Source organism: Acetobacter tropicalis, assembly GCF_030644465.1.
GTDB classification, from domain to species: domain Bacteria; phylum Pseudomonadota; class Alphaproteobacteria; order Acetobacterales; family Acetobacteraceae; genus Acetobacter; species Acetobacter tropicalis.
In genome coordinates, this window is the sequence record NZ_JAUYUW010000001.1 from 182832 (window position 1) to 195655 (window position 12824).

Sequence of the window (12824 nt, forward strand, 5' to 3'; positions counted from 1 at the left end):
GCCTTTATCGTCGGCAATCCATTCTATAGCGCTGCTATCGTCGTCATTTCCCAGAATCCAAGACACACCTTCTGGATAAAGAAATGTGTGAATCGCAGCGTTTTTATCTGATCGAAAACTTTTCCCGCAAGTTCAAGAAATCCAAATACATTGCAAGACAGATCGACAAAACAGACAAAAACTTTAACCCGCGGAGCTATGGCATGGTAGCCTCTATTCAATCGCGATAAATTCCCGCAGACCTTAGTTTGGCTCTGGTACTTCTACAATAAGGGTGTAGAGACTGACTATCAAGTTTTGTCCTGACGGCCTATCTTCACTGATATTTGCAGAAAGTTGTAAAAAATCACTTCTATCACCTTTCTGCATCAGAATTTGAAGCGTAAAGTCTCAGGATTGTTGAAATATTTTGGGACAACTATCACTGATCTTTTTGGGTTATTGAACGCGAGCTGTAATGACAGATGAGTTTTAGTGCGTATAAAAAACAATTTTGGGGAGGAAAAATTGAGTTTTTGTGTTGTAGCGTGTGCCAGGAATGAAAATTTATATATAAACGAATGGATTATATATCATCTTCATATAGGATACGATCATATATTCTTATACTGCAACGACGATGATCCTGCATTACTGTTTTCTGCCGTTCTACCTTTTATCCAAAGTGGAAAACTTACCTTTCACCACCATCCCACTAAAGGTGATCAGTGGGGAATGTACAACCACTTCAATCACGTTTATAGGAATGATTACAAATGGGTTACTTATTTAGATGTAGATGAATTCATAACCATAAAAGACAATAAAAATATAAAACAGTTTATGGCTGAATACGACAGGTATGATTGCTTATATTTAAATTGGGTCTTGTTTGGCACCAATAATCATGAAACCAATCCCGAAGGACTTGTCCTTCAGAATTATACTAAAAGAGATCAGAAACCAAATACAACTTTTAAAATAATTTTGAAAACTTCTTCTATAGACGTACCTTTTATGGATCAGCATAGGTGCCCATTCTGGCACGGAGTCGGCTATGGGGATTGGGCATACAATCCGTTTAACCATAATGAGCTAAATAGTGTAAATGTTAATCACATTAAGATAAAAGATGTCTTGCAAGAAAACGATAAATACACAGATGAAAATTCAGAAACCATAATGAAACGTGGTTATGTTTCTCATTTTTATTTAAAATCTTCTCAAGCTTATCATGAACGAATTCGTAGAGGAAAAGAATTGGGTCCCGGCTGGTCTTTAGACTGGGAAGAAAAGCTAATTAAAAATGAACATCTTATTGAAATTGATCGCACCAACTCAACAGAAGATAATTATTTAAAGAACATCTCTTCCAACCTTTTTTGGTTTTGCTTTTGATATGCTGTTCATGAAAATGGATGCGAAACCATTGTCTGAAGCACGCTCTGTCTATCTGATTGTCGGCCCAACCTATGTCGATACATGGCTCTATCCTTTCTTTCGTGCTCTGCATTTAGATTAGAGTTAGTGTTCTCCACTTAGAATCACCCTGCTGCTAGGCTAGCTCTCTTGAGAAATCAGCCTAGCAGCAGAGTTGAAGACGGTATCGGACAGTCAGCCTGCCGCGCAATGTTCTATTGGGTTCTCAATAACGCGGATGAAATAGCGCCATCTACGCTTTCTGCTCAGAAAAAATATTCGGCCCACTCCAATCCTCAGAATGGCGATGTCCAGCTTTTCAAACACTCTCACTCCATGTAATTTTAAACGCCCGCCAAAGATTGGAATAAATATGACTGATACTATAACGGAATTTGAAAATTCAGGTTATATTGTAAGAAGCTTCATCCCTGATGAAGTTGCGGATATTGTCATTGTTAGTTTTACAGGTGTTGGGGCACCTGAGCGGCAAAACGGGTCTTTTTTTGGAGAGCCTTTAGCAAAAGCTCTCAATATGCCTTTTATTGGTCTAATTGCGAAATCAGACAGCTGGTATTTAGAAGACGGGATTGATGATGCCATAGGCGCGATTAAAGTCATTCTGGATAGAATTCGCCGGAATGCAGCCTCTTTTATTCAAGTGATCGGCTACGGGATCTCGATGGGAGGATTTGGGGTTATAAAACATTCTAAGGCGCTTGGTTTGGACGCACTGCTCTCCCTCGCGCCTCAGTGGAGTATCGATTCTTCGGAGACAGGAAGAAAAAGTAGTTTTTCAGGATATTATCAACATTATATGCAACATATGGGGCCACGAGCCAGCGATGTAGCCATCCCATCCTATATATTTTATGATCCTAGGCTAGATGAAGAACGAGCAGAAGCTGAGTCCTTCAGTCAAATTCCGACAGTAGTTTTAGTACCTGTCGCACATGCTGGGCATATGGTCACAAATTCCCTTAAAGGATCGAAAAACTTTCAAGAATTGTTAAATGCTGTTTTACGTGGCGAAGATATTCTTTCCACCACCAAGATAATTCGCAACAAAAGCAAAGAAAATGTTTATAATATAATACTGAAGTGTTTGGAGAAAAAAATAGATTTTTTCCCTCTAGCTTTATCAAGTAAACGCTCTGAATCCACTGGGGCAAAAGAATTTATTGTTGCGAACCATAAAGAAGCTTGGCGTGCCATCGCAACTTTATTCGAACGTGGTCAAAAAAGCTCTGCTTTTAAATTGGCCCACATTTTAGCCCCAAGGGATTTATTATTTCCCTCTTTCACCAAAATTCTCGCTTGGACCGGTGAGTTTATTGTCTACAATCCACTTGAAAAAACTTTTAGTCAAACAGAACATCATCACATTACGCAAGGTGAACTTGTCGTTGTCATTAATGGTTCCATTTATTCGCTCTCCGCTACCGGATTAATGAAATTGCCATATTCTACCGAATTTAGCGAAGACAGCTTTGTCATCCGCGCCGCTGATGGAAAGGCTCTCTCTGCGCGGGAGAACGGAAAAATAGGATTTACAGAATGGGTTGCTCGGTGGGAGAAATTTACCACTTTCGACTAGGTCTTAGGTCTAATCAACATTCAAGTGGTCCAGATCATGGTTGCTGCGAAATGGGTGGTTCTGCGATCGTAGCGCTTTGCGAAACAACGACAATGTTTCAGGCGATTGAAGCATCGCTCAATACGGTTTCGGTCTTTGTAAAGATCTTGGTCGTGCGGGATGGACACCTTCCGGTTCCGTTTTGACGGAATGACAGCCTCTGCGTTCATGACAGCAATCTTTTCACGGAGCCCATTGCTGTCATAAGCCTTATGGGCGATGACCGCGTCCACAGTCAGGCCTTCGAGCAATGCAGATGCCTGGGTGGCGTCATGAACCTGACCGCCGGTGATAATGAACCGTAACGTGTCACCCCAGAGCATCGGCCCGCATGTGTATCTTGGTGGTTAATCCGTCTTGGGAACAGCCTGATTTTGCGCCTCCCTTTTCAGGTTGTCGCGTACTGGTGGGCGCGGACAATGGTGCTATCGATCATCAGACACGCATTGTCGCGATCGGCGGTCAACGCGGTGAATACCCGCTCCCACACACCCGCATGGCAGCAGCGGCTGAAGCGCCGGTGGACTGTCTTCCAGTTACCATAGTGTTCCGGCAGGTCGCACCAGTAGGTGCCGGATCGCAATACCCATAAACATCCGTTTACGAACACACGGTTATCCGATCCAGTCCACCAAGGATCACTCGCTTTCCCAGGCAACAGAACCCTGATCTGTTCCCACTGCGCTGTGCTCAATTCGTATCGCTTAGTGTCCATCGTCCGCTCCGCCCATCAATACGAAGACCGATGAAGCAGCAATGAACCTATTTGGGAATCCTGAGTGTCGATTGGCCCTAGATCAAGACATCAGGCTTATCGTCGTCCCTAAGTATGCTCAGGTAATTTTTCATTCGTAATGACCGATCTTCACGATAGATGCACGGCCAGAAATGGGCAAAACCCAAAGCATCATTTTTTGAAAAGTCTATCTTTTCAGCCGCAGGCACTGAAGTTCTTGGCGTAATTAAATCACCACTGAAAATGTCAAACTTCCGAAAGATAAAATTGAGTATGCTTTGATCATCATAAGGAATCGATTTCCTTCCATGTATATGCATATATTTGCGCATCATGACATCCGCCGCTCTGAGATAGCGCCCGAATTTTTGGAAACTCGGTATGCCGATCACTCCTCCATTAAAGCCCGCGTCATCCTCGATAGGAAATGAATCATCAGCATAAAGTGTAGCCCCACAACTCTGTGTCTGAGTTACCCAACGCTCTTCTTCTACTTGAGCACTACACTTATCAGATATCACAAGTTTTGTTAGGAAATTTTTGATTGGCAAATCAATTACTACGTCTAGGTCTATATATAGGAATGGCTGATATTCATAAATGAATTTTTTATTGAAAATTGATATTCTACAATCAACATAATCTTGTTGATCAATTGCATTCATATAAAATATTTTTATATCTTTACGATATTTTTTATTTATTATTCCATAAACATATTCCTCAGAATTATTTGTTACTATTAGAACTGTTCCCTGAAATTTCCCGATTTCAAATAGACTCTCAACTGATACACGGAACTGATCAGAAATCATTCCTTTCCCAAAAAAAGCATACATTACAACGGGATTGTAAAGAAGAAATTCTTCAGGCTTCCACTCATCAAGATGCATAATTATAGAATTTGGAGCAGATCCCTTTTCTTTTAAAAGATCCTTTTCATAGTTTATAAATGGAAAATTCTCATGAATGTCGACCCGACATCCATCAACCATAAGGAACTCATTCTCAAAGCCTGAAAAATCTATATCTGCAATCTTACCTGTTGATTTCCTCACCCACTGGTTTCGCATGAGTTGCATGACGTCCCGGACAAGATCGACTTCGAAAAAACGAAAAGTTTCCCACAGACCGTGAGTAACAGCGAGCATATCTATTTGATCGTTGTTATTCGCTCGCAAATATCGATCATCTCTACGAATCGTTACGATTCCGCCATTATGATGACGATCAACAATCAGGCTATCGGTGATTACGGCCCTGGTAAATGACATACTTTCAAGGTCAAGTGTGTTTTCATACTGATCTTGCAACACCCAATGTCCATGGGCCTGAACAGCCACAACGAGCTCTTCTATTGTGGAGATATCCGAGATTGGCTTTCGTATGACAGATGTCCCGTCCACACATAAAATTTTTCCATCATAACAAGCAATTGCGAACATTCAGTCTGTCTCACCTTACAAATATGTTATCAGTATCCACTTTAGATCAAGACATCTTACAATATGTTTGTCTTAAATTTCTATAGCTCTTCAGCTCCAGAGTAACAGCAATATATTGTTCTACGGTATGTTGTGGGTTAGGAATAACTTATGTAAAGGCTGTACTGTTTTGACGGAAGTGCAGGGTGTTTTCCTAGTTTTAGGAAAACCAACAGAGCCGATGTTTATGCTTTACGGGATGGTAGTCTATTTATGGAGGCTGCGCTGCACCGTTACCGCGCCGGTATCCTATGGTAACGAGGCCTTGCTGTCCATTTGAGAGACTGAAGAAACATACTTCGACGTCTGAGCCGCAAATGTGAACGTGGTGTGATTGATCGGATCTTTCGTTATTTAGTCGCTGATAACCGTAATAAATACCTGATGATCGACAGCATGATTGTTCCGATAAATTAAATACAAAATGCAGGTGCCCAGCAAAAGGGGACACGAAACCAGGGCATTGGACGATCACAAGGCAGGCTAACTACGAAAACCCACGCAAACTGGATGCCCTCGGCAAACATGTGGCATTCGATATCATATAAGGAGAGGATGCCAACATCACCCAAGCACATATTTCTGGATACGATCAACCAGAATGCTTTCTTCGCCAACCGGGTCTACGATATAAACAGACTGATCGACAGCCTGACATAGCTAAGGATACACCATTTATTCCCCTCAAAAATAAAAGAGGGTCACAAAGGGAAACATACTTCGCGCTCTATAAGGAATCTTATCGGAGGCTTTTTCAACAAAATCAAACTCTCCTGCGCCATCTTGACGCGCTACAATAAACTCACACCCTCTTTTCTGCAGCCGTTTGGTTTTCTTGGATCGTCATTCTGTTTACTGATGACACACCGTATGCTTCCAAGAAGTAGACCATACCCCCCCCGAAGACGCAAAGAGGCTGTGTGAACTCTCCGTATGCAGGCACCTCACACAGTATCAAAAAAATAATAAGGATCGTCTCGTGAGCCAGTCTCTTGCCGAACGCCCCACCCGCACCAGGTCCACCGTATTTCCAGTGCTAGGGGCCATCAGCTTCTGTCACTTCCTGAACGACACCATGCAGTCGCTTCTGCCAGCGCTTTACCCTATCCTGAAAGGGAGTTTTGCGCTGGATTTCGGGCAGATCGGCTTTTTAACCCTTGTCTACCAGATCACGGCCTCCCTGCTTCAGCCACTAGTTGGATTGGTCAGTGATCGCAAACCCCGCCCCTATTCCTTGCCGGTAGGCATGGGCTTCACGTTAATGGGGTTGGTCACATTGGCCTTCGCACCGTCCTATTTGCTTCTGGTGTGTGGAGCTGCCCTTCTTGGCATTGGCTCATCCGTTTTTCATCCCGAATCGTCACGCATTGCCCGGTTGGCGTCTGGTGGGGCGCATGGGCTGGCTCAATCCGTGTTTCAGGTCGGTGGCAACTTTGGCACCGCCATGGGCCCACTTCTTGCTGCCTATTTTGTGCTCCCGCGTGGGCGCGAAAGTCTGGCATGGTTTGCTCTGGCTGCGTTAGGAGGCATGGCGCTGCTGGGTATTCTGGGCCGCTGGTATGAGCAAACCAGCCGAACCCAGGCAGGTAAACCATCCCTTACGGTCCTTCATGCCCATCTCAGCAGGGTACAGGTGGGCAAAGCACTTCTCATCCTGATTGCGCTGGTCTTTTCCAAATATTTTTATCTGGCAAGTATCACCAGCTATTACACCTTCTACCTCATGCACCATTTCGGTTTGCCTGTGCGCACAGCCCAGACCTATCTGTTCGTCTTTCTGGCCGCCACCGCTGCAGGCACCATTATTGGTGGCCCTGTTGGGGATCGGATTGGCCGCAAACTGGTTATCTGGGTCTCCATTCTGGGGTGCTGCCCTTCACTCTCATGCTGCCCTATGCGGGGCTGAACGCCACCATCGCCCTGAGCATTCTCATTGGGCTGATTCTTTCCTCGGCATTCTCAGCCATCGTAGTGTATGCGCAGGAACTCATGCCGGGACGAGTTGGTACCGTAGCGGGACTTTTTTTCGGTTTTTCCTTCGGCATGGGCGGCTTGGGTGCTGCTGTTCTGGGTGAACTGGCTGACCACACAAGCATTGAATTTGTTTATCATGTTTGTGCCTATCTGCCCGCCATCGGACTGCTAACAGCCTTTCTGCCCAATCTGCGCGACATCAAAACCGCAGACACTGCCCCGTCCCCCAAAACCTAATGGCTTTGAAAAAAGCCACCGTTTAGGACGGGAGAGGGATTTTGAGCCCCAAAGAGGCAACCGTGAAGGCACCATGCAGGGAGATCAGGACAAAAACCTGACGCCCCCATCAAAAAAAAACCGTCCGAGCTTCCCGACGGATTTTTCAGATACGTTTTCCAAACAAAAAGAGACCGGATACGCGCAGTATCCGGCCTCACCTGCTCACTCCACACCATTCCGTGAGTTAGCTGGCGCGACTTGCAGAATAACTGGCAGTTTCAATCAGAAGGGACTTGATCTCACCATCCCCAAAAATTGCCAGCGCTTCCCGCGCCTTGGCTGCGTAATCCTCCGCCTTCGCCAAAGTGGTCGCAATGGCATCTGTTGCCGCAATCCGGGCCAGCGCCGCATCCAGATCCTCTGGGGTCTGTTCGCAGTCTTCAATGACGCGCCGCCAGAAAACACGGTCTTCCTCACTCCCGGCTTCATACGCCGCCAGCACCGGAAGCGTGACTTTCCCTTCACGGAAATCATCACCCACTTCCTTGCCCAGCACGGCCTGATCCGCTGCGTAATCCAGCGCATCATCCACAAGCTGGAAGGCCATGCCCAGATTGGCACCATATACCCGCAGCGCTTCACGCTTTTCAGGTGTTGCCTCTCCAATCACGGCACCAGATTCGCAGGCAGCAGCAAACAGAGCCGCCGTCTTGCCATAGATAACCTGCAAATACTGATCGACCGATGTGGAAAGATCATTCTGCGTGGTCATCTGCATCACTTCGCCTTCCGCCAAGGTGGCAGATGCAGCGGAGAGAATGGCCATCACATCCAACGATGCATCAGCCGTGAGAATCTGGAAGGCGCGGGCAAACAGGAAGTCCCCCACCAGCACGGAGGCCTTGTTGCCAAAAATGGCGTTGGCGCTGGCAAGCCCTCGCCGAAGCTGGCTTTCATCCACCACATCATCATGCAGCAATGTGGCTGTATGAATAAATTCTACACACGCGGCAATTTCAACATGCCGCAACTTGCCGTCCTGATTATCGTAACCGCACATCCGGGCCGAAGCCAGTGTGAGCAAAGGACGCAGGCGTTTTCCGCCAGCAGCCACCAGATGGGCCGCCAACTGCGGAATCAACGCAACCGGACTTTGCATACGGTCAATAATAACCTGGTTACACGCGCGCATATCCTGCGCGAGGTAATCGGCCAAGGCTCTTAAGCCCGCTTCTCCTGGCTTACTCACAGAAACACTAGATCCATCCTGGCTTGTGGCCGTGCCAGATTCTGGCAGACTAACTGCAACACCCAAACGCTATTCCCCCAGCCATGGGATGAGTTGACGTCCAACCATATGCGGGGCACCAGAAAAACGGTCAAGGTTCAACCACTTCAAGACAGCCAGACACTTTCTGGCAAGGCTGGTCATGCCCGATCTTTCCGCGCTTTCTTCCGGCACCCTTATGGCCGGAAAAATTCTTTACTCCCAATTCCTCAAAGGGAACAGAACCGGCCTTGAACCTGTGCTTATGGCGGCCGCCGTTCCCGCCCGCCCCGGCCAGCGCGTGGCAGAAATCGGCTGTGGCGCAGGCGCGGGGCTGTTGTGCCTGACTCATCGCATACCAGAACTGAGCGTATGGGGCATCGAACTGGATTCCGCCACTCTTGCGCTGGCGGAGCATAATCTCAAGGCCAATGGACGCACCGGAGTCACGCTTCTGAACGCCCGTTTCCCTGACGCCCTGCCTCCCGACTTCTCCTTCGGCCAATTTGACCATTGCTTTGCGAATCCGCCGTGGCATGACACGGACAGCAGCGCCTCCCCCATGGAGCAACGAGACCTTGCCCGCCGCGCCATGCCTGACACGCTGGAAAGCTGGATCAAAGGAGCCACACGACTACTCCGTTATAAGGGCAGTCTGACGCTGGCCCTGCCCGCCACTCAGATGGCTGCGGCGTGCACCTTCCTGACCCGCGCCCGGTTTGGAGATGTAACGCTGTGCCCCCTGTGGCCCAAAATCGGCCGACAAGCGCGCCTTATGCTTATCCAGGCGCGCTATGGCGTAAAAAGCCCCTCGCGCATCCTGCCTGGCCTTGTCCTGCACCAGCAGGAAGGCGGGTTTACTCCAGAAAGCCGCACCATTCTGAAAGAAGGCAGCCCACTCATCCTGCACCGGCAACAGACGTCCAGAATTTAAACTTGAAGAACAAGTTGTTACCGAAATTTTCGCACGAAAAATCTGCACCACATACCCTGCCTCCATAAAAAAAGGCCACCGCAAGGATGGCCTTTCTTACAAACGTTTCCTTTAGGGAAAATCTTTAATCCTTATTCAAAAACGGACGCCTCAAAGGCTTCTTCCCACGTACCAGTGGTGGACGCACGGCTATATTCGGTTGCACGGTTTTCAAAGAAGTTCGTGTGTTCAACCGCGTTCAGCATGTCATCCAGCCACGGCAGCGGATTAGCTGTGGTGTTGTAAAGAGGCTCAAGCCCAAGCTGAATCAAACGACGATCTGCAATGAAGTGGATGTAGGTTTTCACCTGTGCGGCATCCAACCCTTCAACCGGGCCCATTTCAAACGCCAGATCAATGAACGCTTCTTCGTGCTCAACAATGGTAGCGCAGATATCGCGCAGTTCCTGCTGAAGCTCATCCGTCCAGATTTCCGGGTTTTCATGCACAAATACGCGGAACAGGCGAATGATGGACAGACAGTGCAGCGTTTCATCCCGCACGGACCAGGACACAATCTGCCCCATGCCCTTCAACTTGTTGAAGCGCGGGAAGTTCAGCAGAATGGCGAAGGACGCAAAAAGCTGAAGGCCTTCTGTAAAGGCACCGAACGCTGCCAGCGTCTTGGCGATCTCATGCTTGCTGTCCACGGAGAACGCCTGCATGTAATCGTATTTATCCTTCATTTCCTTATACTTAAGGAATGCAGAATATTCCGCTTCGGGCATGCCCAGCGTGTCCAGCAGATAGCTGTATGCCGCAATATGAATGGTCTCGATGTTTGAGAACGCCGAGAGCATCATCAGCACTTCAGTGGGTTTGAAGACCCGGCTGTAGTGCTTCATGTAGCAATTGTTCACTTCCACATCGGACTGTGTGAAGAAGCGGAAAATCTGGGTCACCAGATGCCGCTCGCTTTCATTCAGCACACGGTGCCAGTCTTTCACATCGTCTGCCAGCGGCACTTCTTCCGGTAGCCAGTGCAGACGCTGCTGCGTCAGCCATGCATCATAGGCCCACGGGTAACGAAACGGCTTGTAAACAGGATTGGAAGTCAGCAGATCGAAATGCTGTTCCTGTTCGCCGCCCCCCGCTTGTGTTTCGCTCATGATGCTGTCCTCATACCTGAAGCATTTTCTTTAAAAACAAGACGCTGAATGACTTCCCTGCCTTATTACTGGCAGGCAAGACATTCATCATAGTTGTTGTTATTGCCCGATGCCGAAGCGGCTTCTGCTCTCTGTGCATCTTCCGCCGCCAGCACATCGGCCTTGGTCAACACGTTACTAACCGTATCTGCCCGCTGGATGGAAAGGGACCGGCAATAATACAGGGATTTCAGGCCCTTCTTCCATGCCATATGGTGAATCTGATGCAGGTCCCGCTTGTGCACATTGGCAGGCAGGAACAGATTGACCGACTGCGCCTGACACACATAAGGCTGCCGGTCTGCCGCGTGCTCCACAATCCAGCGCTGATCAAGTTCAAAGGCGGTCTTGAAAACGGCCTTTTCATCATCACTCAGGAAGTCCAGTCCCTGCACGCTGCCCTTGTTCAGCGTAATGTAGGACCATACTTCCTCCGTATCCTTGCCCTTCTCCTGCAACAGCTTCAGCAGGTGGCGGTTACGCACGGTAAAGGAGCCGGAAAGCGTTTTCTGCAGGAACACGTTTGCTGCAATCGGCTCAATTCCGGGGCTCGCATTCCCGGCGATAATGGAGATGGACGCCGTAGGCGCAATCGCCATCTTGTTGGAAAACCGTTCATGCACGCCATATTCGGCCGCATCAGGGCACGGTCCCCGCAGATCCGCCAGCTTGCGGGATGCTGCATCGGCCTGTTCGCGGATATGTTTGAAAATCTTGCGATTCCAAACCTTTGCCATCACACCCTCAAACGGAACACCTTTGGCCTGAAGGAAGGAATGGAACCCCATAACTCCCAGCCCAACAGAACGTTCCCGCGCGGCGGCATATGCTGCGTGCTTCATTTCCGGCGGTGCACGGTCAATGAAGTCCTGCAACACGTTATCCAGAAACAGCATCACATCTTCAATGAACTGCGGATTATCGTTCCACTGCTCCCACGTTTCCAGATTGAGGGACGAAAGACAGCAGACTGCCGTACGCTGCTTTCCGTGATGATCAACCCCAGTCGGCAACGTAATTTCCGAGCACAGATTGGACGTCTTGACTTCCAGCCCCGCCAGTTTGTGATGTTCCGGTCGCGCGTTGTTCACGTGGTCTGAATACACAATATACGGCTCGCCCTGCTCCATACGGGCTGTCAGAATACGGATCCACAGTGCGCGGGCAGACACCTTGCGGATAACGGTACCGTCCTTGGGGGAAACCAGTCCCCATTCATCGTCCGCTTCCACGGCCCGCATGAAGGCGTCAGACACCAGAATACCATGGTGCAAGTTCAGTGCCTTCCGGTTGGGATCTCCCCCCGTAGGACGACGAATTTCAATGAACTCTTCAATTTCCGGATGCCAGACCGGCAGATAGACAGCGGCGGAGCCGCGACGCAGAGACCCCTGACTGATGGCCAGCGTCAGGCTGTCCATCACCCGAATGAAAGGGATAACGCCAGATGTCTTGCCATTCCGGCCCACATTTTCGCCAATGGAACGCAGATTGCCCCAATAGGAACCAATGCCGCCGCCCTTGCTGGCCAGCCACACATTTTCGTTCCACAGCCCCACAATGCCTTCCAGACTATCGCTTGCTTCGTTCAGGAAGCAGGAAATAGGCAGGCCGCGCGTGGTGCCCCCATTAGAGAGTACCGGCGTTGCGGGCATGAACCAATGCTGGCTCATATAGTCATAAATCCGCTGCGCATGCGCAGCATCCGCCCCGTAATAGGACGATACACGCCCGAACAGATCCTGATAGCTCTCATCAGGCAGCAGGTAGCGGTTATCCAGCGTGGCCTTGCCAAACGGTGTCAGCAGCGCATCGCGTGAACGGTCCACCCTTACCTGGTGATGGCCAGGCAACTGAACCATGTCTTCCAGCTTGCCGGGCTCGAACAGATCGCCGGTACCGACCTCACGCGTCTCGGGACGGCGGCTTTCATTTTCCTGAACGTCGACCAGAGTCATGAGGTCACTTGCTCCGCTTGCTTTAGGTAAG

At 48.7% G+C, this 12824-nt stretch carries 9 protein-coding genes and 1 pseudogene; 5 read left to right on the forward strand and 5 right to left on the reverse strand.

The features are described 5' to 3' along the window. The first annotated feature begins 474 nt into the window (after positions 1–474). On the forward strand, positions 475–1377 hold the full coding sequence (locus QWU00_RS00880; RefSeq protein ID WP_081939115.1) for a glycosyltransferase family 2 protein: 903 nt from the start codon (positions 475–477) through the stop codon (positions 1375–1377). A 394-nt stretch (positions 1378–1771) separates the two neighbouring features. Continuing rightward, on the forward strand, positions 1772–2995 hold the full coding sequence (locus tag QWU00_RS00885) for an alpha/beta fold hydrolase (RefSeq protein ID WP_150395573.1): 1224 nt from the start codon (positions 1772–1774) through the stop codon (positions 2993–2995). A 20-nt stretch (positions 2996–3015) separates the two neighbouring features. Here QWU00_RS00885 and QWU00_RS00890 read toward each other — a convergent pair. Both QWU00_RS00890 and QWU00_RS00895 read right to left on the reverse strand, forming a co-directional pair. Next, positions 3016–3749 (reverse strand): annotated as a pseudogene (locus QWU00_RS00890) (IS5 family transposase). 77 nt (positions 3750–3826) lie between these two features. After that, on the reverse strand, positions 3827–5215 hold the full coding sequence (locus tag QWU00_RS00895; protein WP_035381701.1) for a hypothetical protein: 1389 nt from the start codon (positions 5213–5215) through the stop codon (positions 3827–3829). 1018 nt (positions 5216–6233) lie between these two features. Between QWU00_RS00895 and QWU00_RS00900 the strand changes: the two genes are divergently transcribed. Both QWU00_RS00900 and QWU00_RS16940 read left to right on the forward strand, forming a co-directional pair. After that, positions 6234–7160, forward strand: a complete 927-nt coding sequence (locus tag QWU00_RS00900) for an MFS transporter (RefSeq protein ID WP_316248926.1) — start codon at positions 6234–6236, stop codon at positions 7158–7160. After that, positions 7139–7465, forward strand: a complete 327-nt coding sequence (locus QWU00_RS16940; RefSeq protein WP_316248925.1) for an MFS transporter — start codon at positions 7139–7141, stop codon at positions 7463–7465. The genes QWU00_RS00900 and QWU00_RS16940 overlap by 22 nt, the downstream gene beginning before the upstream one ends. A 226-nt stretch (positions 7466–7691) precedes the next feature. On the opposite strand, the gene QWU00_RS00905 is transcribed toward QWU00_RS16940, so the two are convergent. Continuing rightward, the gene (locus tag QWU00_RS00905; protein WP_035381699.1) at positions 7692–8762 is read right to left on the reverse strand and encodes a polyprenyl synthetase family protein; all 1071 of its coding nucleotides are present in this window, start codon (positions 8760–8762) and stop codon (positions 7692–7694) included. Between the two features lie 115 nt (positions 8763–8877). On the opposite strand from QWU00_RS00905, the gene QWU00_RS00910 reads away from it, so the two are divergent. Then, complete coding sequence (locus QWU00_RS00910) at positions 8878–9648, forward strand: tRNA1(Val) (adenine(37)-N6)-methyltransferase (RefSeq protein WP_035381697.1); 771 nt, start codon at positions 8878–8880, stop codon at positions 9646–9648. A gap of 131 nt (positions 9649–9779) precedes the next feature. Here QWU00_RS00910 and QWU00_RS00915 read toward each other — a convergent pair whose 3' ends face one another. Together QWU00_RS00915 and QWU00_RS00920 are read right to left on the reverse strand one after the other, a co-directional pair. Further along, positions 9780–10796: a ribonucleotide-diphosphate reductase subunit beta gene (locus QWU00_RS00915; RefSeq protein WP_006558959.1), complete on the reverse strand. Its 1017-nt coding sequence runs from the start codon at positions 10794–10796 to the stop codon at positions 9780–9782. A gap of 65 nt (positions 10797–10861) precedes the next feature. Beyond that, entirely contained in the window at positions 10862–12793 is a 1932-nt protein-coding gene (locus tag QWU00_RS00920; protein WP_006558958.1) for a ribonucleoside-diphosphate reductase subunit alpha, read from the reverse strand. Between the last annotated feature and the right edge of the window lie 31 nt (positions 12794–12824).